Source organism: Saccharopolyspora erythraea, assembly GCF_018141105.1.
In the GTDB taxonomy this organism is placed as follows: Bacteria; Actinomycetota; Actinomycetes; order Mycobacteriales; family Pseudonocardiaceae; genus Saccharopolyspora_D; species Saccharopolyspora_D erythraea_A.
This window is the reverse complement of sequence record NZ_CP054839.1, coordinates 7,525,369-7,551,208: the sequence shown is the minus strand read 5'-3', so window position 1 is coordinate 7,551,208 and position 25,840 is coordinate 7,525,369. Positions and strand designations below refer to the sequence as shown.

Annotated in this window: 22 protein-coding genes and 2 pseudogenes; 15 read left to right on the top strand and 9 right to left on the bottom strand. The window is 72.1% G+C overall.

The window, feature by feature from the left end; genetic code table 11:
* Positions 1 to 42: 42 nt before the first annotated feature.
* Entirely contained in the window at positions 43 to 1,662 is a 1,620-nt protein-coding gene (gene groL / locus HUO13_RS33790) for a chaperonin GroEL (RefSeq protein ID WP_211898933.1), read from the top strand.
* A 176-nt stretch (positions 1,663 to 1,838) separates the two neighbouring features.
* Here the strand turns inward: groL and HUO13_RS33785 are convergent, their stop codons facing one another.
* A complete protein-coding gene (locus HUO13_RS33785; RefSeq protein WP_021341378.1) occupies positions 1,839 to 2,141 on the bottom strand; it encodes a WhiB family transcriptional regulator in 303 nt (100 codons plus the stop codon).
* Positions 2,142 to 2,344: 203 nt separating this feature from the next.
* Here HUO13_RS33785 and HUO13_RS33780 point away from each other — a divergent pair, with 203 nt between their 5' ends.
* The 4 genes from HUO13_RS33780 (at position 2,345) to HUO13_RS33765 (ending at position 6,781) form a co-directional block, all read left to right on the top strand.
* Positions 2,345 to 3,436, top strand: coding sequence for a MerR family transcriptional regulator (locus HUO13_RS33780; protein WP_211898932.1), 1,092 nt, complete (start codon positions 2,345 to 2,347; stop codon positions 3,434 to 3,436).
* A 295-nt stretch (positions 3,437 to 3,731) separates the two neighbouring features.
* Positions 3,732 to 4,328, top strand: a complete 597-nt coding sequence (locus HUO13_RS33775) for a response regulator transcription factor (protein WP_029621413.1) — start codon at positions 3,732 to 3,734, stop codon at positions 4,326 to 4,328.
* Positions 4,329 to 4,822: 494 nt separating this feature from the next.
* The gene (locus HUO13_RS33770; RefSeq protein ID WP_021341376.1) at positions 4,823 to 5,395 is read left to right on the top strand and encodes a sigma-70 family RNA polymerase sigma factor; all 573 of its coding nucleotides are present in this window, start codon (positions 4,823 to 4,825) and stop codon (positions 5,393 to 5,395) included.
* The gene (locus tag HUO13_RS33765) at positions 5,396 to 6,781 is read left to right on the top strand and encodes an anti-sigma-D factor RsdA (RefSeq protein ID WP_211898931.1); all 1,386 of its coding nucleotides are present in this window, start codon (positions 5,396 to 5,398) and stop codon (positions 6,779 to 6,781) included.
* A gap of 169 nt (positions 6,782 to 6,950) precedes the next feature.
* Here HUO13_RS33765 and HUO13_RS33760 read toward each other — a convergent pair whose 3' ends face one another.
* On the bottom strand, positions 6,951 to 7,352 hold the full coding sequence (locus HUO13_RS33760) for a DUF5319 domain-containing protein (protein WP_211898930.1): 402 nt from the start codon (positions 7,350 to 7,352) through the stop codon (positions 6,951 to 6,953).
* Between the two features lie 257 nt (positions 7,353 to 7,609).
* On the opposite strand from HUO13_RS33760, the gene guaB reads away from it, so the two are divergent.
* Positions 7,610 to 9,121 carry an IMP dehydrogenase gene (guaB, locus tag HUO13_RS33755; protein ID WP_211898929.1) on the top strand — a complete coding sequence of 504 codons (1,512 nt, stop codon included), beginning with the start codon at positions 7,610 to 7,612 and terminating at the stop codon, positions 9,119 to 9,121.
* 167 nt (positions 9,122 to 9,288) lie between these two features.
* Positions 9,289 to 10,419 carry a GuaB3 family IMP dehydrogenase-related protein gene (locus HUO13_RS33750; protein WP_211898928.1) on the top strand — a complete coding sequence of 377 codons (1,131 nt, stop codon included), beginning with the start codon at positions 9,289 to 9,291 and terminating at the stop codon, positions 10,417 to 10,419.
* Positions 10,420 to 10,520: 101 nt separating this feature from the next.
* On the opposite strand, the pseudogene HUO13_RS33745 reads toward HUO13_RS33750, so the two are convergent.
* Positions 10,521 to 11,103 (bottom strand): annotated as a pseudogene (locus HUO13_RS33745) (HD domain-containing protein).
* Positions 11,104 to 11,158: 55 nt separating this feature from the next.
* Complete coding sequence (locus HUO13_RS33740; RefSeq protein ID WP_349253348.1) at positions 11,159 to 12,046, bottom strand: alpha/beta fold hydrolase; 888 nt, start codon at positions 12,044 to 12,046, stop codon at positions 11,159 to 11,161.
* A 210-nt stretch (positions 12,047 to 12,256) separates the two neighbouring features.
* Here HUO13_RS33740 and HUO13_RS33735 point away from each other — a divergent pair, with 210 nt between their 5' ends.
* Positions 12,257 to 13,960, top strand: coding sequence for a GMC family oxidoreductase N-terminal domain-containing protein (locus tag HUO13_RS33735; protein WP_211898927.1), 1,704 nt, complete (start codon positions 12,257 to 12,259; stop codon positions 13,958 to 13,960).
* 16 nt (positions 13,961 to 13,976) lie between these two features.
* Here the strand turns inward: HUO13_RS33735 and HUO13_RS37940 are convergent, their stop codons facing one another.
* Positions 13,977 to 14,315, bottom strand: a complete 339-nt coding sequence (locus HUO13_RS37940) for a CPBP family glutamic-type intramembrane protease (protein ID WP_249124276.1) — start codon at positions 14,313 to 14,315, stop codon at positions 13,977 to 13,979.
* Between the two features lie 266 nt (positions 14,316 to 14,581).
* On the opposite strand from HUO13_RS37940, the gene HUO13_RS37935 reads away from it, so the two are divergent.
* The 4 genes from HUO13_RS37935 (at position 14,582) to guaA (ending at position 18,677) form a co-directional block, all read left to right on the top strand.
* A complete protein-coding gene (locus HUO13_RS37935; protein WP_249124275.1) occupies positions 14,582 to 14,854 on the top strand; it encodes a hypothetical protein in 273 nt (90 codons plus the stop codon).
* A 193-nt stretch (positions 14,855 to 15,047) separates the two neighbouring features.
* The gene (locus HUO13_RS33725) at positions 15,048 to 16,292 is read left to right on the top strand and encodes a sensor histidine kinase (RefSeq protein WP_211898926.1); all 1,245 of its coding nucleotides are present in this window, start codon (positions 15,048 to 15,050) and stop codon (positions 16,290 to 16,292) included.
* Positions 16,280 to 16,918: a response regulator transcription factor gene (locus HUO13_RS33720; protein ID WP_211898925.1), complete on the top strand. Its 639-nt coding sequence runs from the start codon at positions 16,280 to 16,282 to the stop codon at positions 16,916 to 16,918. Before HUO13_RS33725 ends, HUO13_RS33720 begins: the two co-directional genes overlap by 13 nt.
* A gap of 172 nt (positions 16,919 to 17,090) precedes the next feature.
* Positions 17,091 to 18,677: a glutamine-hydrolyzing GMP synthase gene (gene guaA, locus HUO13_RS33715; protein ID WP_211898924.1), complete on the top strand. Its 1,587-nt coding sequence runs from the start codon at positions 17,091 to 17,093 to the stop codon at positions 18,675 to 18,677.
* A 28-nt stretch (positions 18,678 to 18,705) separates the two neighbouring features.
* Here guaA and HUO13_RS33710 read toward each other — a convergent pair whose 3' ends face one another.
* Complete coding sequence (locus tag HUO13_RS33710) at positions 18,706 to 19,386, bottom strand: glycoside hydrolase family 16 protein (protein ID WP_249125215.1); 681 nt, start codon at positions 19,384 to 19,386, stop codon at positions 18,706 to 18,708.
* A gap of 306 nt (positions 19,387 to 19,692) precedes the next feature.
* Here HUO13_RS33710 and HUO13_RS38275 point away from each other — a divergent pair.
* Positions 19,693 to 20,655 (top strand): annotated as a pseudogene (locus tag HUO13_RS38275) (GrpB family protein); the annotation flags it as partial.
* A 138-nt stretch (positions 20,656 to 20,793) separates the two neighbouring features.
* Here the strand turns inward: HUO13_RS38275 and HUO13_RS33700 are convergent.
* On the bottom strand, positions 20,794 to 21,816 hold the full coding sequence (locus tag HUO13_RS33700; RefSeq protein WP_211898923.1) for a LacI family DNA-binding transcriptional regulator: 1,023 nt from the start codon (positions 21,814 to 21,816) through the stop codon (positions 20,794 to 20,796).
* Positions 21,817 to 21,959: 143 nt separating this feature from the next.
* Here HUO13_RS33700 and HUO13_RS33695 point away from each other — a divergent pair, with 143 nt between their 5' ends.
* The gene (locus HUO13_RS33695; RefSeq protein WP_211898922.1) at positions 21,960 to 22,736 is read left to right on the top strand and encodes an E3 ubiquitin ligase family protein; all 777 of its coding nucleotides are present in this window, start codon (positions 21,960 to 21,962) and stop codon (positions 22,734 to 22,736) included.
* Between the two features lie 41 nt (positions 22,737 to 22,777).
* Here the strand turns inward: HUO13_RS33695 and HUO13_RS33690 are convergent, their stop codons facing one another.
* Together HUO13_RS33690 and HUO13_RS33685 are read right to left on the bottom strand one after the other, a co-directional pair.
* On the bottom strand, positions 22,778 to 22,996 hold the full coding sequence (locus HUO13_RS33690) for a hypothetical protein (RefSeq protein ID WP_211898921.1): 219 nt from the start codon (positions 22,994 to 22,996) through the stop codon (positions 22,778 to 22,780).
* Entirely contained in the window at positions 22,989 to 24,215 is a 1,227-nt protein-coding gene (locus tag HUO13_RS33685) for a PspC domain-containing protein (protein ID WP_249124274.1), read from the bottom strand. Before HUO13_RS33685 ends, HUO13_RS33690 begins: the two co-directional genes overlap by 8 nt.
* Positions 24,216 to 24,335: 120 nt before the next feature.
* Here HUO13_RS33685 and HUO13_RS33680 point away from each other — a divergent pair, with 120 nt between their 5' ends.
* Positions 24,336 to 25,733, top strand: a complete 1,398-nt coding sequence (locus HUO13_RS33680) for an ATP-binding protein (protein ID WP_211898920.1) — start codon at positions 24,336 to 24,338, stop codon at positions 25,731 to 25,733.
* Positions 25,734 to 25,840 lie beyond the last annotated feature (107 nt).

Genomic DNA, 25,840 nt, shown 5'->3' with positions numbered 1-25,840 from the left:
CGTTGAGCTCCCCTTCTTCGAAACCGAAGGGCTGTTGAACCAATGGCTAAGCAGATCGCTTTCGACGAGCAGGCCCGCCGGGCGCTGGAGCGCGGCGTGAACCAGCTCGCCGACGCGGTTAAGGTCACCCTCGGCCCGCGCGGCCGCCACGTCGTGCTGGACAAGCAGTTCGGCGGGCCGCAGGTCACCAACGACGGCGTGACCATCGCCCGCGAGATCGAGCTGGAAGACCCCTACGAGAACCTGGGCGCCCAGCTCGCCAAGAACGTCGCCACCAAGACCAACGACGTCGCGGGCGACGGCACCACCACCGCCACCGTGCTGGCCCAGGCGCTGGTCCGCGAGGGCCTGCGCAACCTGGCCGCCGGTGCCAACCCGACCGCGCTGGGCCGGGGCATCCAGGCCGCCACCGACGCGGTGGTCGACGCCCTCAAGGCCAAGGCGACCCCGGTCAAGGGCCGCGACAACATCGCCCAGATCGCCACCGTGTCCTCCCGCGACGAGTCCATCGGCGCGCTGGTCGGCGAGGCGATGGAGCGGGTCGGCGAGGACGGCGTCATCAGCATCGAGGAGTCCTCGACGCTGGCCACCGAGCTGGAGATCACCGAGGGCGTCCAGTTCGACAAGGGCTTCGTCTCCCCGTACTTCGTCACCGACTCCGAGCGCCAGGAAGCCGTCCTCGAGGACGCGCAGATCCTGCTGCACCGGGACAAGATCTCCAGCATCCAGGACCTGCTCCCGCTGCTGGAGAAGATCGCCCAGAGCGGCAAGCCGCTGCTGATCCTGGCCGAGGACGTCGAGGGCGAGGCGCTGTCGACGCTGGTCGTCAACGCCATCCGCAAGACCTTCAAGGTCGTCGCGGTCAAGGCCCCGTACTTCGGCGACCGCCGCAAGGCGTTCCTGGACGACCTGGCCGCCGTCACCGGTGCCCAGGTCATCGCCCCCGAGGTCGGTCTCAAGCTGTCCGAGGTCGGGCCCGAGGTGCTGGGCTCGGCCCGCCGGATCACCGTCACCAAGGACACCACGACCATCGTCGACGGCCGTGGCCCGCAGGACGACGTCAAGGCCCGCGCGGAGCAGATCCGCAAGGAGATCGAGGCCAGCGACTCCGACTGGGACCGCGAGAAGCTGCAGGAGCGGCTGGCCAAGCTGGCCGGCGGCGTCGCGGTGATCAAGGTCGGTGCGGCCACCGAGACCGAGCTCAAGGAGCGCAAGTCGCGCATCGAGGACGCGGTCGCCGCGTCCAAGGCCGCGGCCGAGGAGGGCAGCGTCCCCGGTGGCGGCTCCAGCCTCATCCACGCGGCCAAGGAGCTGAACGGCGACCTGGGCCTCTCCGGTGACGAGGCCACCGGCGTCCGGCTGGTCCGGACCGCCCTGGAGGCCCCGCTGTTCTGGATCGCCAGCAACGCGGGCCAGGAGGGCGCGGTCGTGGTCTCCAAGGTCCGCGACCTGGACTGGGGTCAGGGCTACAACGCCGCGACGCTGACCTTCGGCGACCTGGTCCAGCCGGGCATCGTGGACCCGCTGAAGGTGACGCGCTCCGCCGTCGCCAACGCGGCCTCCATCGCCCGCATGGTGCTCACCACCGAGAGCGCTGTGGTGGACAAGCCGGAGGAGGAGGACTCCGCGGCGGCCGGGCACGGCCACGGCCACTCGCACTGACGTTCGTGACGGTGGTGGCCGTGAACGGCGCGCCACGCGAACAGAACTCGGGGCGGCACCCACGTGGGTGCCGCCCCGAGGTGTATCGCCACCCCGCCACGCCGACGAATGACGCCCCTCGTGGTCATTCGGCGGCCGGTGCGGCCGGCGATGCCGGGTCCGCCGCTTCTGCCAGGTCAGCTGGCCAGCGCGGCGACCCGGCGCTTGCGGGACTTTATGATCACTTCGCGTTCGGATTCGGACAGCCCGCCCCAGATTCCGTACGGCTCCTGCACCGTGAGTGCGTGCCGTCGGCACTGCTCAAGTACGGGGCAACGCTGGCAAACCTCTTTTGCCTTCGCCTCGCGCCGGGCCCGCGCCGGCCCCCGTTCGCCGTCGGGATGGAAGAAGTACGCGCTGTCCATGCCTCTGCAGGAGCCCCGTATCTGCCAATCCCAGATATCGGCGTTCGGTCCTGGAAGACGTCGAGTGTCCGCCATTGCGACAACCACCTCCAGTGGTGGATCCCCTCCCTGCCGCGGCGACCGCCGCGGCCTCGCGCGATCTACGGTAGAACCGCGCCAAAACTTGTTCAACCCTTATCGAGTCAAAAGCTGTTCACCGTTGGAGTGATCTCCTTGATCAGCAAGATCCGCCGCGCACCGGCTTGCTCCGGTCGCCCCGGAACCGGAACATGTGCCGGGTGACGACGCCGGAACCTGCGCAAGGGCAGGACGACTCCACTCGCATCGGCGAATCCGGGCATTCCGGCGGTGCCCCCGGCGTCGATGGCGACCAGCCGCGGCTGACCGTCGCGGCGGTCGCCCGCCGACTGGGCGTGGCCCCGGCGACCCTGCGCACGTGGGACCGCAGGTACGGGCTCGGGCCCAGCGACCACACCACCGGCCGTCACCGGCGCTACGGCCCCGACGACATCGCGCGGCTGGAGCAGATGCAGCGCGCCCTGCTGCGCGGCGCCTCACCGGCCGAGGCCGCCCGGTTCGCCCGGTCCACGACCGCGCCGCTGCCGCAGCGCTACTCGGCCGAGTCCGGATCCCCGGCGCACGTGGAGGGCGAGGCGGACGAGCCGGTGCTCTTCTCCGGTGTCCTCGACGGCGACGACGGCGCGAACGCCCTCGAGCCGGGCACCAACACCGGTGGCCGGGGCCTGAAGCTCACCGGTGCCGGGCCGCGGGCGCGCGGGCTGGGCCGGGCCGCCCTGGCGCTCGACTCCTGGTCTATCCAGCGGCTGCTGCTCGAGTCGGTCGTGGCCGACGGCGTGGTGGCGACCTGGAACGACGTGCTCCAGCCGGTGCTGCGGGCGATCAGCGAGCGGTGGCAGCGCTCGGGCACCGGCGTCGAGGCCCTGCAACTGCTGTCGGACTGCGCCTCGACCGCGCTGCGGTCGGTCATCGCCGGCGCCGCGGCACCGCTCAACCCGCGCCCTGTCGTCCTCGCGCCGGTGCCCGGGGAGGGTCAGGAGCTGGAGCTGGTCGCGCTCGCCGCCGCCCTGGCCGCCAACCGGGTCGGGCACCGGCTGTTCGGCGCCGCGCTGCCCAGGGAGGGGCTCGACGCCGCCGTCCGCCGCGCCGCCCCGGCGGCGGTGGTGCTGTGGGCGGGGCAGCCGAACTACGCCTCGGTGAAGCTCATCGGCGACATCCCCATCACCCGCCAGCGGGCGCGCGCGTTCGTGGCCGGAGCGGGCTGGGCACAGGAGCCGCTGCCGGCACATGTCGAGTTGCTCGACTCACTGGGCACGGCGGTCGCACGCGTCTCCGAGACCGTGCTCGCCTGAGTTAAGCTCAGTGTGTCGCAAATCACATAGTGGTGTGCGGGTGAGTGAAGCGATTTCACGAAGACGGGCGATGGCGGTCCGGAACGGAGTGCGTTCGGGTGAATTCCGCAGCTATGGGCCTTGATCGCGGTTCGCTGCTCCGCTCGTGTCGGGCAGTGCTCCGTTCCGGTGAACCGGGTCCGTCCGCGGGGCCGCAGAATTTCTTGACGGATTAAGCACCGGATCGTGTCAAGGTTTGGCCCAAGGCGTCCGATAGGGGTTATGGAACGTCACTCGCCTGCAGGAAGGAGTTCCCGTGACGACGGTCCTGATCTGCGATGACCGGCGTAGCGTCCGGGAAGGGCTCACTCGTGTGATGTCTGCTGTCCCCGGAGTGAGCCGGATAGATTGCGTAGCACACGGTGACGAGTTGCTCGCCCGTTTTTCGCGGCAAGCCGTGGACGTCGTGCTCGTCGGTACCCAACGCGCCGTCCCCAACGGTGTGGAGGCCACGCGCCGGCTTGTCTCGGCCCACCCCCAAGCGAACGTGATCGTGTTCGGTGCCCCGGACGACGCGGGCAGCATCGCGGCGGCGATCGCCGGCGGTGCCCGCGGCTACCTCCGCTGGGACGCCTCGCGGCCGGAGCTGGTCGCGGCCCTGGCGCACACGCTCGCGAGCACCTCGGTGCCCGCTCCCCGGCAGCCCTCGGACCCCGGCGTGCAGCTGACCGAGCGCGAGCTCCAGGTGCTGCGCGGTATGAGCCAGGGCAAGAGCAACGGCCAGATCGGCCGCGAGCTCTACCTCTCGGAAGACACGGTCAAGACCCACGCCCGCCGGCTGTTCCGCAAGCTCGGCGTGCGCGACCGGGCCCAGGCCGTGGCCCACGGGTTCCGGCGCGGTCTGGTCGCCTGATCCGTCGAGCAGGTGCACCTTCCTGCTCTGTGACTCCACTCACGACGAGCCTGCTCCGGCATCGGCGATCCGGGAAGCCGCCCGGCAGGACCATGATCCGCGTCACTCTCTCGAGGACACATGGTCGTACCGGGCGGGCCCCCGGCCCCCTGCTTTACGTGGCGAGCGCCACGATCAGTCCGGACGAGGCGCGCGGGAGCAGGCTTCGGCGTGTCCGGCGACTCCCGCGCTGATCCGTCGTTCCGGTGGAGTCGCCAAGATCATCATTTCTTTCGTTGGACTCGGTTCACCCGTTCGCCTGCCTCGGCAAACGTGGGAAACGGCGGCATCTGGTAAGTGTGGAGAGGTGACGACCACGGCCGCCTGCCCCCACTCCCTGTTCAGGGATCGACCTCTGCCCGGTACGGTGAGCTCGGCGCGGCGTGCGGTGCACGCGAAGTTCGCCGGGACAATCCGAGTCGCTTGAACGCGTAACACCAGGGCTGCTGTCTGCGATGACCAACGTGGGGGACGGGCTGGACGCTCTTGTAAGCGCCGCCGTCGACGGCGATCGCCAGTCGATCGAGCGCTTGCTGGCCGAAATCCGTCCTTTGGTGGTGCGGTACTGCCGCGCCAGAGTCGGACGTAACGAGCGTTCGTTCGCTTCGGCGGACGACGTCGCCCAGGAAGTGTGCCTCGCCGTTCTCACGGCGTTGCCCAGTTACCGGGACCAGGGACGTCCGTTTCTGGCGTTCGTGTACGGCATCGCCGCACACAAGGTGGCTGATGCGCACCGCGCGTCGGCCCGCAACCGCTCCGAACCGGTCGCGGACGTTCCGGACACCCCGGAATCCGAGGCCGGACCAGAGCAGCGGGCCATGCAAGGTGAGCTTTCGGGCAGGATGGCGCAACTTCTGCGCGTCCTCCCGGCCAAGCAGCGGGAGATCCTGCTGCTCCGGGTGGTCGTCGGGTTGTCCGCGGAGGAAACCGCCGAAGCGGTCGGTTCGACGCCGGGGGCGGTGCGAGTGGCACAGCACCGTGCATTGGCCCGGCTGAGAAAGACGCTGTCCGCGGAGGAGGTGGTCTGAGTGGCTGAGCGGAAAGGGCCCGGGGGTGAAGAGGCGGGACACGACCGTGTCGAGTCCGGCCAGCAGGACGACCGTTCGCGCGTCGAGGACGACCGGGAGGCACTTCCCGGCTCCGCCGACGCCGGCGATAGGACCGAACTGAACGAAAACCACCGAGTTTCCGACTCCGCTGAGTCTGGGACCACTGGCACCCGCAACACGGCCTCCGGTCGGCAGGACGCGGCCGGCCTGCGGGTTTCCGGACCGCGCGACGCCGAGGAGTCCGGCGGTACCACCGAGCATGCCATCGGTGCGGCCGACTCGCACGGTACGCGGGCACAGGAGCCGGCAACCGGCGCTGACGAGTGGATTTCCGTTCCCCAGGAGCAGATTTCCGCAGCGGACGTCGCCGGCGACGATGTGTCCCGTGGCGAGGAATCCGCGCAGCGGGCGGAATCCGGCTCCGACAAGACTTCCGACGGATCGGCCGCCGCCGCGGAGCGATCCGACCGGACCGCCGAGGTGATCGCCTTCCGGCCGCGCCCCGACGCCGACGCCGACGAACTGGTCGCGCTGGACGAGGGCGAAGAGGGCGAGCGGGTCGACCTGTCCGAGCTGCAGGCGGACGACGCGCTGCTGGACATGCTCGGCGGCACCAACCCCGACGTCCCGGCCGCCGGCGGTGATCCCACGCTGGACGCGCTGCTGGTCGCGTGGCGCCAGGACATCGACGCCGCGCCGATCGGCGAGCTCGTCGACGTCGACACCGCGGTCGCCACGATCGCCGAGGCCCGTCGGCCCCGGCGCAGGCTCAAGCGCAGGCACCTGGTGCCGGTGGCCTCCGCGGCCGCGGTGCTGATGATCACCTTCACCGGTGTCGGCCTCGCCGCGCGCGACGCCATGCCCGGCGACGCGCTGTGGGGTGTCGCGCAGGTGCTCTACACCGACCACGCCCGGATGGCGCAGGCCGCGTCGTCGGCGAAGGACGACCTGCACCGCGCCGAAGGGGCACTGGACCTCGGCGACCGCAACAGCGCGGAGGCCGCGCTGGACCGGGCGCACGACATGATGCAGGACGTGGACGCCGAGCACGGTCTGGACGACCTGCAGGCCGCGCACGCGTCGTTGACCGCGCGGATGGGCGAGGACGGCACCGGGTCCCCCGACTCGCCGTCGAGCTCGACCGAGCTGTCCTCGTCGTCGTCGGTGCCGCAGCCGCCACCGAGCGGGTCGGTCCCGCCGCCGCCCACGCCGCCGACCTCCACGCCGTCGACGACGCCGAGCACGTCGACGCAGCCGACGGAGACTTCGTCCCGGCCGAGCGAGACCAGCGGCAGCGGCAGCACCGACCACCCGTCGAGCAACACGGGCCCGTCGTGGGGCTCGGGGCTGTTCCCGTCCAACTGATCGAACCGAGGAAAGGGCCCTGCCGCAGGCGGGGCCCTTCTTCCGGCGGGCGGGGTCTTGCCGACGCCAAGGACGGTCGGCCGCTCCGCGTCTCTTCGGGTCCGGGCGGCTCGCTGATCGAGGTGGCGGAACGTCGCCTCGGCCTGGGCGGCGCCGGTCGGACGCCGGCTCAGTGGCTGTTCTCGTTCTCCGACTCGGTCACGCCGTCGGCGAAGCCGCGGCAGTACTCCCAGGTCACGTACTGCTCCGGGTCGGGGTCGAAGGCAGGCTCGTGCGGGCGCATCCGGCCGTCGTTGAGCAGCTGCTCCAGGCTGGCGCGCAGCAGCTCCCAGTCGTGGTAGTGAGATTCACCGCAGTCGGTGCAGTCCACGACGATGCCCCGGACGCCTCGGGGCTCCAGCAGCGCCTGGTAAACCGACAGATCGGTCAGGTCCGCGAGCAGCTCGGCCTGCTCCTCGTCGCCGAGCGGCGGGCCGAACTCGGGATCGTGATCGCCGAGCGTCATGCTCGGGTCGTCCGGGTCACCCGCGAACGGGTCTGGGGGCAACGGATCGTGCGGCACGGCCCGCACGGTACCGGCTACGTCCAGTCCCGCGACGTTCGGCGTCGGCTGGGCTGCCCTGCGGCGTCGGCCGGCGCGGACCGCGACGGCCGCGCACGGCAGCTGCCCACGGACGGGGCATCCGGGCACTGACCAGCGGTCTCTATCATGTTGGAATCCCCCTCGCCGAGTCAGCGTTGCAACCCATGCCAGCGACCCGGCGCCACCCAAGACCGCCCGCACCCTTCGGTTGTGGACCGTAGTTTGAAGGAAGGCACGCCCCCGCCATGACCAGCGAACTCACCGCACCCGGCTTTCCCTCGAAGTTCGCGAGCCTCGGGTTGACCTTCGACGACGTGCTGCTGCTGCCCGACGAGTCCGACGTCATCCCCAGCGGCGTCGACACCGGCACCCAGCTGTCGCGCAACATCAGGCTGCGCGTCCCGCTGCTGTCCGCGGCGATGGACACCGTCACCGAGGCCAGGATGGCGATCGCGATGGCCCGCCAGGGCGGGGTCGGGATCCTGCAGCGCAACCTCTCGGTCGAGGAGCAGGCCGCCCAGGTCGAGGTGGTCAAGCGCTCCGAGGCCGGCATGGTCACCGACCCGGTGACCTGCTCGCCGGAGGACACGCTCTCCGACGTCGACGCGCTGTGCGCGAAGTTCCGCATCTCCGGTGTCCCGGTGACCGACCCCGACGGCACGCTGGTCGGGATCATCACCAACCGCGACATGCGCTTCGAGGTCGACCACACCAGGAAGGTGCGGGAGATCATGACCTCCGCGCCGCTGGTGACCGCGCAGGTCGGCGTCACGGCCGAGGCCGCGCTGGGGCTGCTGCGCAGGCACAAGGTCGAGAAGCTGCCGATCGTGGACAACGCGGGCAAGCTGCGCGGCCTGATCACGGTCAAGGACTTCGTCAAGACCGAGCAGTACCCCGAGGCCACCAAGGACCCGGACGGCCGCCTGCTGTGCGGCGCCGCGGTCGGGGTGGGCGCCGACTCGCACGAGCGCGCGATGGCGCTGGTCGACGCCGGGGTCGACGTGCTCGTGGTGGACACCGCGCACGGCCACTCCCGCGCCGTGGTGGACACGGTGGCCACGCTGAAGAAGGAGCTCGGTAACTCCGTCGACGTCATCGGCGGCAACGTCGCGACCCGCGCGGGCGCGCAGGCGCTCGTCGACGCGGGCGCCGACGCGGTCAAGGTCGGTGTCGGGCCCGGCTCGATCTGCACCACCCGCGTCGTGGCGGGCGTCGGCGTGCCGCAGATCAGCGCGATCTACGAGGCCGACCAGGCGTGCCGCCCCGCGGGCGTGCCGCTGATCGGCGACGGCGGCATCCAGTACTCCGGTGACATCCCGAAGGCGATCGCGGCCGGGGCGAGCAGCGTCATGCTGGGCAGCCTGCTGGCGGGCACCGCGGAGTCGCCGGGTGACCTGGTGCTGGTCAACGGCAAGCAGTTCAAGGTCTACCGGGGCATGGGCTCGCTGGGCGCGATGCAGTCGCGCGGCCAGGGCCAGTCCTACTCCAAGGACCGCTACTTCCAGGACGACGTACTGTCCGAGGACAAGCTGGTCCCCGAGGGCATCGAGGGCCGGGTGCCGTTCCGCGGACCGCTGTCCCAGGTCGTCGCGCAGCTCGTCGGCGGCCTGCGCTCGGGCATGGGCTACACCGGTTCCACCACGATCCCGGAGCTGCAGAACGCCAACCTGGTCCGGATCACCGCGGCGGGGCTCAAGGAGAGCCACCCGCACGACATCACGATGACCGTCGAGGCGCCGAACTACACGACCCGCTGAGCGCCGGGGGCGCGGCCCGGCCACGGGCCGGCGCCACGGGCCCGGGCTCGGCCGCTGCTGGTGGCCGAGCGTGCACCGGGTGCTACCGGGTGCCCCGGATGCACGTCACACGGATGCCGTAGAGACAATGTCTCGTTGGACAGCGGTGCCGCGAGGAAGGGACTGACGTGCGGGATCTGGTGGAGATCGGCATGGGCCGTACGGCCATGCGCGGCTACGACCTCGACGACGTGGAGATCGTGCCGTCACGGCGTACCCGCTCGTCCAAGGACGTCTCGCTGGCCTGGCAGATCGACGCCTACCGCTTCGACATCCCGCTGGTGACGCACCCGACCGACGCGATCGTCTCGCCTGCGACCGCGGTCCGCGTCGGTGAGCTGGGCGGGCTGGGCGTGCTCAACGCCGAGGGCCTGTGGGCGCGGCACGAGAACGTCGAGGAGCGCCTGGCCGAGGTGGTGCGCGCCGCCGAGGAGGAGAGCGACCCGGCGGTCGCGCAGAAGCTGCTGCAGAAGCTGCACGCCGCGCCGATCCGCCCCGACCTGCTGGCGCTGGCGATCAAGCAGGTCAAGGACTCCGGGGTCACGGTGGCGGCGCGGGTCAGCCCGCAGCACGCCGAGGAGCTGACCCCGCACCTGCTGGCCGCGGGGGTCGAGGTGCTGATGGTGCAGGGCACCATCGTCTCGGCCGAGCACGTCGCGCGCGACGGCGAGCCGCTGAACCTCAAGCGCTTCATCGCCGAGCTGGACGTCCCGGTGATCGCCGGTGGTGTCGGCGACTACCGCACAGCGATGCACCTGATGCGCACCGGCGCGGCCGGGGTGATCGTCGGCTTCGGCGAGTCGCGGTCGGCGACCACGACCCAGGTGCTGGGCATCGGCGTGCCGATGGCGACCGCGATCGCCGACGCCGCCGCCGCGCGCCGCGACTACCTCGACGAGACCGGTGGCCGCTACGTGCACGTGCTGGCTGACGGCGCGCTGAACTTCTCCGGTGACATCGCCAAGGCGATCGCGTGCGGGGCCGACGCGGTCATGCTCGGCGAGGCGCTGGCGGAGGCGTCGGAGTCCCCGGCGCAGGGCTACTACTGGACCGCGGCGGCGGCCCATCCGAGCCTGCCGCGCAGCGAGATCACCGCGTTCGACGGTGCCGGGGCCGACCTGGAGACCGTGCTGTTCGGTCCCAGCAGCGACCCGCTGGGCGTGCTCAACCTCTTCGGCGGCCTGCGCCGCGCGATGGCCAAGACCGGCTACCGGGAGCTGAAGGAGTTCCAGAAGGTCGGCCTGATGCTCCGCCGCTGAGGCCGGTGGTGCCGCCCGGGGCACGCGGCCCCGGGCACCGTCAGCGGCCAGCGTGCGGCGATCGAGTAGTGGCGTCGGTGGTCGCGCAGCGGCCGGTCGCGTCAGCGGTCGCGCCAGGCCAGCGGGGACATGTCGAGCGCGGCGTCGGCGATCCGCCGGGCGGTGCCGGTGACCAGCGCCCGCCGCGACGAGTCGATCCACGCCTGCACGCCCTGGTAACCCACCGAGCGGTACTCGACCGCCTGGACCAGGCATTCCAGCCGATCGGCGTCCTTGGCGCACCGCGCCTCGACGCTCTCCTGCGCCTCGTACTCGGCGACCGCGTCCCGGACGGTCCGCGCTGCGGGGTCGGGCATCCGCGCCACTTGGTCCGCGGTGATCTCCTCGTTGGACGGGCCGGTACCGAGGTAGGGCCGCGCGGTGTGCGGGATGTCCCCGGTCCGCGTCTCCTGGCTGTCGTGCCACCGCGAGGAAGGCCGCGCGGGCGGGATCGGCGCCTTCCTGGGCGGCGATCAGCCCGGCGAGCTGCGACACCCTGAGGCTGTGCTCGGCGACCGACTCCGGGTCCCGGACGCCGACGTGCCACCAGCCCGCGCGTCGCATCCGCTTCAGGACCCCGAGTTCGAAGGCGAACTCGGCGATGCCGTCGGCACCATCGCCGCCGCGAGCGCTGTCGTCGGTCAAGGCGGTGACCTCCTCTGCCGTCGTCCGCCACACGCTAGCCCCTGCCCGCACGCTCTCAGCGCAGCGATCGGAAGAACGCGCGGACGTCGTCGACGAGCAGGTCCGGGGCCTGCAGGGCCGCGAAGTGGCCGCCGCGGTCGAACTCCGACCAGTGCGCGACGTTGTTCTCCCGCTCGGCGAACCGCCGGATGCCGCGGTCGCCGGCGAAGATCGCCACGCCGGTCGGTACCGCGCACGGTTGCTGCGGTCCCCAGGCGTCGGGCTCGGCCTCCCGGTAGACGCGGGCGGCGGCTCCCGAGGTCCGGGTGAACCAGTAGATCGAGACGTTGGTGAGGATCTGGTCGCGGTCGATGCGGTTCTCGCCGAGGGCGTGGGCGTCGAACCACTCCAGCAGCTCGGCGTTCCACGCGAGCTGCCCGGTGGGGGAGTCGAGGAGGGCGTAGGCGAGGGTCTGCGGGCGAGTGCCCTGGATGCGGGCGTAGCCGAGCCGGTGGGTGAGGAAGTGGTCGAGGTCGGCCAGCGCGGCCAGCTCGCGGGAGCTGAGCCCCTCGCGTTCGGCCGGATCGCCGGATGGGCTGCCGACGCCGCCGTTGACGTGCATGCCGACGACGCGGTCCGGGGCGAGCAGGGCCAGCTCGCGGTGCACCTTCGCGCCCCAGTCGCCGCCCTGGGTGCCGTAGCGGTCGTAGCCGAGGCGCCGCATCAGCTCCGCCCACGCGCGGGCGGTGCGCCGCAGGTTCACGCCGGTGCTGGTCGTGGGGCCGGAGAAGCCGAAGCCCGGCAGGGAAGGGATGACGAGGTCGAAGGCGTCGCGCCCGTCGGACGGGGCGGTGAGCGGCTCGACGATACCCGCGAAGTCGGCGACCGTGCCCGGCCACCCGTGGGTGACCAGCAGCGGCAGCGCGCCCGGACCCACCCCGCGCCGGGCAGCTCGTCGGGCCACCGGGCGGTGGCCAGCCGGGCGCGCAGGTCGTCGAGGTCGGCCTCGGGGATGTCGATGTGGTGTGGGCGGATCTCGGGCATGGGGCCGGACGCTAGGTACCAAATGGGCCGGAACCCGACCTACATGGTCCGGGAACCGTCTCCCTACTCGCGGTAGCTTTCACCCTTCAGGTCTATCTACTCGCGAGTAATTACGTTTACCCTGTCGCTCATGTCTTCACGTGACGGGGAGCACGACTACGACGTCGTGGTGATCGGGTCGGGGTTCGGCGGCAGCGTGGCCGCCCTGCGGCTCACCGAGAAGGGCTACCGCGTCGCGGTCCTCGAAGCCGGCCGCAGGTTCGCCGACGACGAGTTCGCGAAGACCTCGTGGGACCTGCGCAACTTCCTCTGGGCCCCGCAGGTCGGCTGCTACGGCATCCAGCGGATCCACCTGCTGCGGGACGTCCTCATCCTCGCCGGCTCCGGCGTCGGCGGCGGCTCGCTGGTCTACGCGAACACGCTCTACCGGCCGCTGAAGCCGTTCTACGCCGACCCCCAGTGGGCGCACATCACCGACTGGGAGGACGAGCTCGCCCCGCACTACGACCAGGCGAGCCGGATGCTGGGAGTGGTCACCAACCCCACCACCACCCCGTCGGACGTGGTGATCCGGGAGGTCGCCGAGGACATGGGGGTGGGCGAGAGCTACCACCCCACTCCGGTCGGGGTCTACTTCGGCAAACCGGGTGAGCCGGTCGCCGACCCGTACTTCGGCGGTGCCGGGCCGTCGCGCACCGGCTGCACCGAGTGCGGCGCGTGCATGACGGGCTGCCGCGTGGGGGCCAAGAACACGCTGGTGAAGAACTACCTCTACCTGGCGGAGGAAGGCGGTGCCGAGGTGTGGCCGCTGACCACCGTGCACCGGCTCGCGCAGGGCGCCGACGGCCGCTGGCGCATCGGCACGCGGCGCACCGGGGCGGGGTTCGACCGCGACTCGAAGGTCTTCACCGCCGACCAGGTCGTCGTCGCCGCCGGGACCTGGGGCACCCAGAACCTGCTGCACCGGGCGCGCGAACGCGGTGACCTGCCGCGCATGTCGGAGCAGCTCGGCGTGCTCACCCGCACCAACTCCGAGGCGATCATCGGGGCGCAGACCCCGAAGGTGCTGCCGGGCAAGGACTTCTCGACCGGGGTGGCGATCACCTCGTCGTTCCACCCCGACGAGGACACCCACATCGAGCCGGTGCGCTACGGCAAGGGCAGCAACGCCATGGGCATGCTGCAGACCCTGCCGACGTCGGGCGGTTCGCCGGTGCCGCGCTGGAAGCAGTGGCTGCGCTTCCTCGGCAGGCACCCGATCTTCTCGCTGCGGCTGCTGTGGGTGCGGAACTGGAGCGAGCGCACGGTGATCCTGCTGGTCATGCAGAGTCTCGACAACTCGCTGACCACGAAGCTGCGCAAGGGCCTGTTCGGCCGCAGGCGCCTTACCTCGCAGCAGGGCCACGGTGCTCCGAACCCGACCTACATCCCTGCGGGCGAGGAGGCCAACAACCGGGTCGCCGAGAAGCTCGGCGGCATCGCGGGCGGCACGTGGGGCGAGCTGCTCGACATGCCGATGACGGCGCACTTCATCGGCGGCTGCCCGATCGGCCAGGACGCCGAGCACGGCGTCGTCGACCCCTACCACCGTGCGTTCGGCTACCCGACGATGTCCATCGTGGACGGTTCGGCGATCTCGGCGAACCTCGGCGTGAACCCGTCGCTGACGATCACCGCGCAGGCGGAGCGGGCCTTCGCGCTGTGGCCGAACAAGGGCGAGGCGGACCCGCGTCCCGCGCAGGAGGAGGGTTATCGGCGGGTCGAGCCGGTCGCGCCCAAGGCGCCCGCCGTCCCCGCCGACGCCCCCGCCGCACTGCGGACGCCCTCCGCATAGCCTCGCGTCCCAGGTCTCAGCGCGCTTTCCGCCACCACAGGACCGCGAGCAGGCCGCAGACGGCGACCCAGCCCGGCCAGGCCATCAGTCCGGCGTGCAGCGGATGCGGCGGCTGGCCGGCGTCGGCGAAGACCCACGGGAGCTGGACCGCGGCGGTGCTGGCGAAGGTGTGGGCGACGACCGCCGGGACGACCGACGCCGACCGCGTCCGCAACCAGGTGAACCCCGGCACGACCAGCACGCACGACACCAGGAACGCCCCGATCGACACCGCCCACGGCGTGTCCGGGTACTGGCCGCCGAGCAGCAGCGTCGGCAGGTGCCAGAGCGCGAACACCACACCCGTGCCGGCCAAGGCGAAACGCCGGACCGCGTGGAGCCAGCCTCGGCAGCAGATAGCCCTGCCGGCCCAGCTCCTCACCGAAGAAGAGCGGTAGCGAAACCGCCATCTGCAGCAGCAGTCCGCCCAGCCACCAGCCGAGCGCATCCCACGGAATTCCGGGTTGTCCCAGCGTTTCCGGCGCGAAGCGGCTTCGGAAGCCCGACATGTCGGCGAGGTCGGCGTGATACGTCCCCGCCGCGGCGCCCACCACGAGCGAGATCAGCGTCAGCGCGAGCGGTGTGCCCAGCGCCAGCAGGCACCGCCTCGCCGTGCCCTTCGGCCAGGTCAGCGCCAACGCGGCCCTCAGCTTTCCCGTGGGCTCGGTGCGGCGCAGCACGACGACGGCGGCCAGCGCGGGGGTCAGCATCGCCGCCGCGACGCGGATCTGCTCGAGCACGCCCATCGCCTCGGCGCCGCCCGTGCGCCGGAACCCGGCCAGCCACAACGGCGACATCGCCAGCCACATGCCGGAATACGCGAGCGCGGTGAAGGCGAGCACCGGGCGCCACTGAACACCGGTTCGCCCCTGCGCGGGATCAACCACTGGGATCATGAGACCGACGCTATGGCGGAGAACCGGCCGCGCATCAGGTGGCGACCACCCCTGCCGAAGGTGTCGTGCACTCCACTGCCGAGGCGCTCCCGGCTCGGCAGACTGCCGATCGAAGCCTTCGACCGCGGAGGCGCTGGACGAAGAGTGGGGCGATGGCTACCGACTTGCGCCGAGGGTTCCCGGCTCCGCGTCGCGCGCTGGCGGACGGGAACTTCCTGCTGCCCGGCCTGTTTTCGGGGCTCACCGCGCTGCTGGCGATTCCGCTGGTGCTGTTCGCAGGCGTCAGCGTCGCGCTGGGCATCGGGTTCTTCCTGCTGCCGGTGGGAACGGAGGCGATCCACCGCTGGGCGCAGTGGGAGCGGCAGCGGGCGGGCCGCTTCCTCGGGGTGCCGGTGGTGACCGGCCCGGCGCCGTCCGGGTTCGCCGCCGTCGTCCGCGCGCCCTCGACGTGGCGGCACCTGCTGTGGCTGCCGGTCCACGGCGTCACCGGCACCCTCTCGGCGCTGCTGGCCTTCGCCGGGCTCGTCGCGGCGCCGGTCACCGTGGTGTCGATGCTGATCTGGCCGCTGATCCCCGGTGGCGTGAGCCTGCTGGGCGTCCGGTCGACGTCGTGGCCGGTCGTCCTGGTGACCGGCACCGCGCAGCTCGTGGTCGCGCTCGTCCTGCTGCTGTGGGGTGTCCCCGCGCTGGCGCGGGGACAGGCGCGCGCGACGCTCGCGCTGCTCTCGCCGTCGCGGCGCCGCGCGACCGAGGAACGGTTGGCCGCGCGGGTGGACGAGCTGGCGCAGACCCGGGAGGGCGCGGTGGAGGCCCACGGCGCCGAGCTGCGCCGCATCGAGCGCGACCTGCACGACGGGGCGCAGGCCCAGCTCGTCGCGCTGGCGATGCGGCTGGGAGTGGCCGAGAAGGCCCTCCGCGACGACCCGGAGACCGCGGCCCGGCTCCTGCGCGAGGCCAGGGACGGAGCCGAGGAGGCGATGACCGGCCTGCGCGAGGTCGTGCGCACGATCTACCCGCCGATCCTGGCCGACCGCGGCCTCTCCGGCGCGGTGTCGGCGCTCGGCAGCCGCTGCGCGGTTCCGACGGCGATCAGAGCCGAAGGGCTCGGCGACGTGCCCGCCGCCGTCGAGGCCGCCGCCTACTTCGTCGTCGCCGAGGCGCTGAGCAACGTCACCAAGCACGCCGTGGCCACCCGTGCCTACGCCACACTCACCCGAGTCGGCGAGGACCTGCGCGTCGAGGTCGGCGACGACGGGGTGGGCGGTGCCGACGAGAGCAGGGGCTCGGGGATCGCGGGCATCCGGCACCGGGTCGCCGCGCTGGACGGTACGACCAGCGTGCACAGCCCGGACGACGGGACGACCACGATCCGGGTGAGCCTGCCGTGCGGGTCGTGATCGTCGAGGACAACGTGATCCTCGCCGAGGGCCTCAAGCTGCTGCTGGGCACCGCGGACATCGAGGTGGCTGCGGTGACCGGCGACGCGGAGTCGTTCCTCGAAGCCGTCGCCGCCGATCCGCCCGACGCCGCCGTGGTCGACGTGCGGCTGCCGCCTACGTTCCGCGACGAGGGCGTGCGGGCGGCAGTGCGGGCTCGCGCGCTGCGGCCCGCGCTGCCGGTTCTGGTGTTCTCCCAGTACGTCGAGGAGACCTACGCCCGCGAACTGCTCGCCGACGGCCGCGGCGGCGTGGGTTACCTGCTCAAGGACCGCGTTTCCCGGGTGGACGAGTTCGTCGACGCCCTGCGCCGCATCGCCGCGGGCGGCACCGTGATGGACCCCGAGGTCGTGGCCCAGTTGCTCACCCGCAGGCACGATCCGATCTCCGCGCTGACGCCCAGGGAACGCGAGGTCCTGTCGCTGATGGCCGCCGGATACGCCAACCCGGAGATCGCGGCCCGGCTGGTGGTCACCGAGCGGGCGGTGCTCAAGCACGTCGGCAACATCTTCGCCAAGCTCGACCTGCCGGTGGGCGAATCGGGCCACCGCCGGGTGCTCGCCGTACTGGCCTACTTGGGGGCTTGAGAGGCCGTCTTCGAACCCGCCTCGTCGGCGGTGCCGGTGGCGGGGGTGGGCCGAGCGGCCGCGCCGCTCCAACGATCGGAGACAGGCGTCGAGGCCGCGGGGCCGGTGCCGCTGTGGCCTCGGTTACCTGGGACAATGACGGCCAAAGCTTTCGGCAGGAGGTTTCGACGACGTGTCCGGTACCGCTAGCAGCCAGGGGCGGGGTCCCGTCCTCGTCGTCGACTACGGCGCCCAGTACGCGCAGCTCATCGCGCGCCGCGTGCGGGAGACGCAGATCTACTCCGAGGTGGTCCCGCACGACACGCCCGTCGAGGAGATCGCGCGCCGCGACCCGGCCGCCATCGTGCTCTCCGGCGGTCCGGCCAGCGTCTACGCCGAGGAAGCGCCGCAGGTCGACCCGGCCCTGTTCGACGCGGGCGTGCCGGTGTTCGGCATCTGCTACGGCTTCCAGGCCATGACCGCCGCGCTCGGCGGCACCGTCGAGCACACCGGCACCCGCGAGTACGGGCGCACCGAGCTGGCGGTCACCGGCGACGGCGGCACCCTGCACGAGGACCTGCCCGGCCACCACCCGGTGTGGATGAGCCACGGCGACTCGGTGAGCAAGGCCCCGGAGGGCTTCACCGTGACCGCGGGCAGCAAGGACACCCCGGTCGCGGCGTTCGAGAACGTCGAGCGCCGGCTCGCCGGCGTGCAGTACCACCCGGAGGTCGCGCACTCCCCCCACGGCCAGGAGGTGCTGCGCCGCTTCCTGCACGAGATCGCAGGCATCCGCCCGGCCTGGACCACCTCGTCCATCGTGGACGACACGGTGGCCGCCATCCGCGAGCAGGTCGGCGACAAGCGCGCGATCTGCGGCCTTTCCGGCGGCGTGGACTCCGCGGTCGCCGCGGCGCTGGTGCAGCGCGCGGTCGGCGACCAGCTCACCTGCGTCTTCGTCGACCACGGCCTGCTGCGCGCCGGTGAGCGCGCCCAGGTCGAGCGCGACTTCGTCGCCGCCACCGGCGTCCGGCTGGTCACCATCGACGCGCGCGACCGGTTCCTCGGCGCGCTGGCGGGGGTGACCGACCCGGAGGAGAAGCGCAAGATCATCGGCCGGGAGTTCATCCGGGTCTTCGAACAGGCCGCCCGCGACCTGCAGGCCGAGGCCGGTGCCGAGGGCGAGCAGATCGACTTCCTGGTGCAGGGCACGCTCTACCCGGACGTGGTCGAGTCCGGCGGCGGCTCCGGCGCGGCCAACATCAAGAGCCACCACAACGTCGGCGGCCTGCCGGACGACCTGCAGTTCGGCCTGGTCGAGCCGCTGCGCGCGCTGTTCAAGGACGAGGTGCGCCGGGTCGGCCTGGAGCTGGGCCTGCCCGAGACGATCGTGCACCGCCAGCCCTTCCCCGGCCCCGGCCTGGGCATCCGGATCATCGGCGAGGTCACCGCCGACCGGCTGGAGACGCTGCGCGCCGCCGACGCCATCGCCCGCGAGGAGCTGACCGCCGCCGGCCTGGACCGCGACATCTGGCAGTGCCCGGTGGTGCTGCTGGCCGACGTCCGCTCGGTCGGCGTCCAGGGCGACGGCCGCACCTACGGCCACCCGGTCGTGCTGCGCCCGGTCTCCAGCGAGGACGCGATGACCGCCGACTGGACCCGGCTGCCCTACGACGTGCTGGAGCGCATCTCGACCCGGATCACCAACGAGGTCTCCGAGGTCAACCGGGTCACGCTGGACGTCACGTCCAAGCCGCCGGGCACCATCGAGTGGGAGTGACCTCCGGGGCCGCACCCCGGAGGCGCGACTACTGCTGCTCGACGCGGACCCAGTCGACCAGGTAGCGGACACCGCCCGCGGCGACCTTGTCGACGGTCTCCTGCGGGATGCCCAGGTAGGGCTCGGTCACGCCGTTGACGCCGCTCGGGTAGGTGCCGCCAAGCGCGAAGTTCAGGATCATGAACTGCGGGTCGTCGAACACCCAGCTCCAGCCGTTCTGCTGCATCTGCTGCTTGGTGATGCGGTAGATCTCGCGCTCGTCGACGAAGAAGGTGAAGCCCTCGGCGTTCCAGTCGACGCGGTAGACGTGCCAGTCGGCGGGGTCCATGCCCTCGAAGTGCTGGCGCTGGTGGATCGGGGTGTCGCCGTTGTACTCCGGCCCGTGCAGCGAGACGTTCGTCCACGGTTCGCCGACGTTCTCCATCACGTCGACCTCGCCGCACTGCGGCCACGGCTTGCCGTTGTCGATGTCGGAGCCCAGCGACCACCACGCCGGCCACAGGCCGGAGCCGGTCGCGCCCTCGGGGAGCTTGAGCCGGGCGGCGTAGCTGCCGTAGGTGAACTCGAACTTGTCCTGGGTGCTCAGCCTGCCGGAGACGAAGTCGTAGGTCTGACCGTCGGGGGCCTGGGTGCCGGGCTCGAAGCGGGGGTGCAGCGCGAGCGCGCCGTTGGAGGCGCCGGTGCCCGCGTCGTCGTGGTCGACGTACATCGTCTCGGGGGAGTCGACGTAGGCCTGCTGCTCGGAGTTGACCGTCCCGAAGTTCTCGCCGGTGACCTCGATCTTCCACTTCCCGCGGTCGACCTCGGAGCCGGAGAAGTCGTCGAAGAAGACCTCCCGCGCCGGTGCCGGGCTCGACGCGGCCGCGTCCGGCGGGCCGGGGAACGGGAACAGCGGCAGCATCGCCAGCGCGGCCCCGGAGACGATCAGGCGCCTTGCCGTCATGAGTACCTCCTCGGTGGTCGTGGCCGTTCTCGTCGTGCACGATGGCTCTGAGGTGAGAGCGCTCCCAGGCTTGTGGATGTCGATCGGGGTGTGAAGTTCCGGATCGATCAAGTCGCATCCGAATTGCGTCATCCGGCCCCGCCGCCGCTCGTGCGCTCCCGCTCGGCGCGGCCGGGTGCGCAACCCTGGGGGTGGGGTGGGCATCTGTACCGGTTGAAGGTCATCGGATGCGGCAGGGGTGAGCGCGTGGCGGCGTTGAGGGTCGAGGTGGTGGCCGGGCTGTGCTCGGAGGAGGTGGCCGCGCGACTGTGCGAGCACGACGGCGTGGGACTGCTCGACGTGGCCGTGGTGGACCGACCCGGCGCGGCGGCCGTGGTCGTCGACACCCGGGGCGCCGATGCGGACGAGACCGCGGCCGACGTGGTGCTGCACCCCGACGCGGTCGTCCGCGAGCAGGTGGAACGGTTGTGGGGGCAGCGGCTTGCGCCCTTCGCCCTGCATGCGGCCGGGATCGAAAGACTCCGGCCGGGGCCCGCCGTCCTGCACGAGCACGACCCCGACCTGCCCGTCACCGCGCGGCGGCTGCTGACGCGCCTGCGCGAGGCCCTGCGCCACGCCGGTCTCGACGACGGTAGCTGGACCTACGACCACATCGGGTCGACCGCGGTACCCGGACTGCGCGCCAAACGCTTCGTCGACCTGCAGATCGGCGTCACCGAGCTGCCCGGGGAAGGTTCGGCGACCGACGAGGTCCTGGCCGCGATCGGCTACCTGCCGGAACGGGGTGCCCGCCCGGACTCGCCGGGCGTCCACGACGACCAGATCAGGGACCCCGGCCATGCCCCGGCCGACGCCTACCGCAAGCGGCTGTACTTCCGGGCCGACCCGGCGCGGCCCTCGATCCTGCACGTGCGCCTGCTCGGCAGCCCGTGGTGGGCGTACACGGTGGCCTTCCGGGACTGGCTGCGAGCCGACTCCGCAGGCCGCAGCGCGTACGAGGCGGTGAAGGTGGAGGCGGCCCAAAATCACGCCCGCGACGCCGACTACGACGCCTACACCCGGGCGAAGACGGCGTTCTTCGACCAGTACCAGCACCGGTACGAGCACATGGGAGGCTGTGTCCACAGGGGACAGTGGGCCTTGGGTGCACGCGCTGGCGGTCTGCCCGCTTCGCTACGCGGACTCGCGACGGACCAGCTCCACCGGCAGCACGGTGCGTCCGGTCGGCACCGGTTCACCGGCGATCAGGCGGGCCATGCGGTCCACCATGTGCTCGGTGCGCAGCGAGGGGTCCTGCCGGATGGTCGTCAGGGGCGGGTCGGTGCGCGGGGCGACCGCGGGCTGGTCGTCGAAGCCGACGACCGCGACGTCCTGCGGTACGCGGCGGCCCGCCGCGCGAAGGGCGTGCAGCGCGCCGGCCGCCATCAGGTCGTTGGCCGCGAACACCGCGTCGAGCTCGGGCACGCGTTGCAGCAGGGCGGTCATGGCCCGCTCGCCGCCGTCCTCGGTGAAGTCGCCGCGCTCGCTGCGGTGCGCTGCGGTCCGCTCGTCGAGTCCGGTCGCCTGCCGCCAGCCGTCGAGCCGCTCGATGCCGGCGTACTCGTCGGCCGGTCCGGCCACCGTCACGACGGTCCGCCTTCCGAGCCCGACGAGGTGCTCGGTGGCGAGCCTGCCGCCTCCCACGTTGTCGTGGTCGACCAGGTGCAGCCCGGCCTCCGGAATGCCCAGCCGCCCGCCGAACACGATCGGCAGCGGCAGGTCCCGCACCGCCTCCGGCAGCGGGTCGTCGAGGTGTGGCGCCAGCACCAGCGCGCCGTCGACGTGGCCGCCCGAGAGGTACCGGGCGATCCGCACGTGGTCGTCCTCCCGGTGCACCAGCAGCAGCACCATCTGCGTGTCGGCGGCCGACAGGTGCTGCGAGACGGTCCGCACGGTCGAGGCGAAGAACGGGTCGTCGAAGAACTTGTTCTCGGGTTCGGAGAGCACCAGGGCGACCGCGTCGGTCCGGCGCGTCACCAGCGTGCGCGCGGCGCGGTTGGGGACGTAGCCGAGCTCCCGCACCGCCACCCGCACGAGCTCCCGGGCCTCCGGACTCACCCGCGGGGAGTCGTTGATCACCCTGGACACGGTGGCGCGGGACAACCCGGCTCTGGCGGCGACGTCTTCCAGCGTCGGACGCCCGTCAGCCCTGAGCACGCAACATCCCCCTTCGACGGCTGCGACGAGTGTAGAGAGTCGCCGAGGTGGGCAGGGAAGTTTCGCCCGTTCGCCACCGCGAGGGCCAACCGCGCGCATAGGGTGACCGCCCGACGGACGAAGCCGGGACGGATGGAGTCGCGATGTTCATCGCCGGGGTGGCCCTGCTCGTGGCGGCCGTCGTCGGGTTCTTCCTGATGCGCAACGCCCGCGACGAGCTGCACGCGATGATCGGAGCCGAGACGCTGCCGGTCCAGCAGCTCGAACTGCTGCGCGGAGCCTCGGACTCGGTCGGCGGGCGGGGTGGCTTCCGCAAGCAGTGCGAGGTCGTCGGCGCCGCGCATCCCCGGCCGGAGGGCGTGCTCGTCTCCCAGCTGGGCGGAGCCGAGTGCGTCTGGTACCGCTACGAGGTCAAGCGGCACTACGAGCACGTCCGCCACCGCAACGGGCAGCGCCGGGTCACCCGCCACGCGGAGGTCGTCGCCGGGCACACCTCGTGGGAGGGCTACGCGGTGCGGGACGACCACGGCGTGCTCATCGGGGTGGATCCCAACGGCACCGCGCCGGACAGGCCGGAGCAGGTCGTCAGCCGCTTCGAGCCGTACCGGCCGCAGGGCCCGAGCCTCTTCGGCGTCCAGCTCCCGGCGATCTTCGACGCCAGCGGGACGACCGGCTACGAGTACACAGAATGGGTACTGCGCCCCGGACAACGCCTCTACGTGCTCGGCGAAGTGCACGACCGCATCGGCCCGCTGGTGATCGGCAAGCCCGAGCGCGACGGTCACTTCATCGTCTCCACGCGCAGCGAGGAGGAACTGCGCCGCGGCCGCAGCCGGCTCCACCGGCTGCTCAGCGTTGGGGTGCTCGTAGCCGCTCCCGCCGGGCTGCTGCTCGCCGTCCTCGGTCTTCTGGTCCGCTGACCGGCCGGGGTCCGCCCGCGAAGCGTCGCGCTACGCCCCGCTCACTTCCTCCGGCGGTCTCGCAGCGAGGCCAGCAGCATCAGCAGCCCGATGCCGACCGCACCGACCGCGATGACCCACAGCAGGGTCGCGCCCGAACCGCCGATGAGCACGTGCGCGGCGAGCGCCACCGCGAGCACGCCCGCGGTGAGGGTGATGCCGTCCGGGGTCTGCCGCTTGGCGACCGCTCCGGTGGTCTCGGGGGTGATGTCGTCAGTCACGGATGACCTCCACGCTGCCCGCGCCCGCACGCAGGTCCAGGTCGATGTTGCCGCCGCCGGGACCGTCCGGACCGGCGTCGAAACCCTCGATGCGGGCGTCCTGCCCGGTCCGCTCCTGGCCGAGGCAGGTGGCGATGCCCTGCCCGGCGGTGCACTTGGCGGTCACGTCGGCATTGCGCGGCACGTACACGGTGATGGCTCCGAGCTCCACCTCGGCGCTGGTCCGCAGGTTCTGCCCGGTGGTGATCGCCATGTCGTCCATGTGCAGCTCGATGTTGCCGACCGAGGTCGCGTAGTGCGGCCCGACCTCCTCGACCGTCTCGAACGTCCGCTGCATGTCCTCGACACCGCGCCACGGTCCGCCCACCGGGATCGCCGCCATCACCACCGCGAGCGCGGCGACCGGGATGGCGAACCCGATGAGCCCGCGGCCCGCGTGCAGGAACGCACCGATGATCATGCCCGCGCCCAGCACGGCGAGCGTCAGCGCGAAGGTGAAGGACAGCGGGTTGGCGGCCGTGACCGACATGGCGCCGACGAACGCCGCGATCCCGAGGGTCACCAGCGTGACCCAGCGCCGCTTCGGCCGGGCCGGGGCCGGTTCGGGCTGCGGCTCGGACGGTTCGGGCAGGTCCCAGGCGAATGGCGCGGCGCCCAGCGGGTCCCATGCGGGTGGGTCCGGCCGGGTGCGCACGTCCTGGCCGAGATCGTTGAGTGGCTGCTGGGGCGCGCTCGCACCGGGGTAGACCCAGGTGTTGTCCGCCGTCGCGACGGCGTCGCGCGGCGGGGCGCCCACCCCGCGCTCGCGGTAGTTGCGGTGCAGCAGGTAGACGGCGCCGAAGCCGATGACCAGCCCGATCAGCCCCTCCAGCCGCATCGCCCACATCACCGCCGGGATCAGCAGCAGGATGACCGCCAGCGCGACGACGGCGGAGGTGGAGCGCTTGCCGGCGTTCGCGCCGCCGGTGTCGTCCTCCTTGGGCAGCAGCAACCAGCCGAGCAGGTACAGCACCAGCCCGGCCCCGGTGTAGAACGCGCCGACCACGAACACGATGCGCACCAGCACCGGATCGATGCCGTAGCGCAGACCGATCGCCTCGCAGACGCCGGCGATCTTGCCGCCGCGTTGCGGACGCACCGGACGGTTCGCCCAGAAGTCCCGGAGAGTCTCCTCGAACTTCGCGGTCGAGGAACGACCCAAGCCAGCAGTCCCACTCATGGCTCCAACTATCGCCCGGTGCAAGCGCGCCCGGAATCAGGGACGCCCCTGAGGGCGCCCGGAGAGACGCGGGAAGTTCCCTGATGTCCACGCCCTCGCGCGCGTGTGACCATCGTTGTCGTGAGAGCCCGTGCCCGGCGCAAGCGGGAGAAGATGCGCACAGCGGAACAGCAGACCCGACCGGACGTCGCCATCCGGCAGCGGGCGGTGCCCGCCGCACCGCCGCCCGAGGTCGAGAGGTTGTGGCGGCGGCGCAGCGGGCGCATCGTCGCGGGCGTCAGCGGAGGGATCGCCGACCACCTGGGCATCCCGGTGCTCTGGGTGCGCGCGGTGTTCGCCGTGGCCGCCGCGTTCGGCGGGGCGGGCGTCGTGGCCTACGGGATGTTCTGGATCTTCGTGCCGCAGGCCGCGGGCCGGGACTCCGACATCTCCGGCAGGGAGCGCCAGCAGGGCGTCGGCTTGCTGATCCTCGGCATCGGCCTGACCGCGCTGGTCTCGGCGCTCGGGACGCTGCCCACTTGGCTGCTGACGCCGTTCGCGGTGGCGCTGGTCGGTGCCGCGGTGATCTGGCGGGAGGCCGACGAGTCGCAGCGCAGGCGCTGGCGGGAGGGCGCGCGGTCCGGGGTCGCCGGGGCGCTGCTCGGCGGCGGGCGCCGCGGTTCGCTGATCCGGATCGTCGCGGGCGCCGTGCTCGTGGTCGCGGGCATCGTGTCGTTCCTGGCGGGCAGGATCCCGCTGGGCGACCTGCAGTTCGCGCTCACCGCGGTGCTGGCCACGCTGATCGGGACCGCGGTGCTCACGATCCCGTGGTGGATGCGGCTGGTCAGCGACCTCAACACCGAACGCGCGAGCCGCATCCGCTCGCAGGAGCGCGCCGAGATCGCCGCCCACTTGCACGACTCGGTGCTGCAGACGCTCGCGCTGATCCAGAAGCAGGCCGACTCCTCGAGGGAGGTGCGGCGGCTGGCCCGCGGGCAGGAGCGCGAGCTGCGCAACTGGCTCTACGGGCCCGACGGCTACGGCCGTTCCGGTGGCACCGGGCCGGTCGGGTCCGGCGGTTCGGGCGGGACCGCGGCCGGGACCGTGCCCGGCACCGGCGAGGGCGCGCAGGTGGAGGCCGAGCCGCGGACGCTGGCGGCCGCCCTGGCCAAGGCGTGCGGCGAGGTCGAGGACACCTTCGCGATCAAGGTCCAGCAGGTGGTGGTCGGCGACTGCGACGTCGACGACCGGCACGCCGCGCAGCTCGCGGCGGCCCGCGAGGCCATCGTCAACTCCGCGAAACACGCCGGGGTCGCCGAGGTCAGCGTCTACGCGGAGGTCGAACCGGACCAGGTGTCGATCTACGTCCGGGACCGCGGGGCCGGCTTCGACCCGGACAGCGTGCCCGGCGACCGGCATGGCCTCGCGGACTCGATCCGGGGGAGGATGGAGCGCAACGGTGGTCAGGTCAGGGTGCGCACGGCACCCGGCGCGGGCACCGAGGTGCAGATGGACATGCCGCGGGCGGGCGCCCAGTGAGCGGACCGGCCGGTGCGCTGCGGACGCGGGGCTGGTGCTCGCGGGAGCGTGCCGGGCGGGGTGTGTGCAGGTATGTGGTGGAGCGGGTGCGTGCCGGTGTGCGGTGG

Coding starts and splice junctions, on each gene's coding strand:
- HUO13_RS33685 (WP_249124274.1), bottom strand. CDS start 24,215: ATGAGTGGGACTGCTGGCTTGGGTCGTTCCTCGACCGCGAAGTTCGAG.
- HUO13_RS33710 (WP_249125215.1), bottom strand. CDS start 19,386: ATGTACGTCGACCACGACGACGCGGGCACCGGCGCCTCCAACGGCGCG.
- HUO13_RS33770 (WP_021341376.1), top strand. CDS start 4,823: ATGACCAACGTGGGGGACGGGCTGGACGCTCTTGTAAGCGCCGCCGTC.
- guaB (WP_211898929.1), top strand. CDS start 7,610: ATGACCAGCGAACTCACCGCACCCGGCTTTCCCTCGAAGTTCGCGAGC.
- HUO13_RS33725 (WP_211898926.1), top strand. CDS start 15,048: ATGGCTACCGACTTGCGCCGAGGGTTCCCGGCTCCGCGTCGCGCGCTG.
- HUO13_RS33785 (WP_021341378.1), bottom strand. CDS start 2,141: ATGGCGGACACTCGACGTCTTCCAGGACCGAACGCCGATATCTGGGAT.
- groL (WP_211898933.1), top strand. CDS start 43: ATGGCTAAGCAGATCGCTTTCGACGAGCAGGCCCGCCGGGCGCTGGAG.
- HUO13_RS33735 (WP_211898927.1), top strand. CDS start 12,257: ATGTCTTCACGTGACGGGGAGCACGACTACGACGTCGTGGTGATCGGG.
- HUO13_RS33695 (WP_211898922.1), top strand. CDS start 21,960: ATGTTCATCGCCGGGGTGGCCCTGCTCGTGGCGGCCGTCGTCGGGTTC.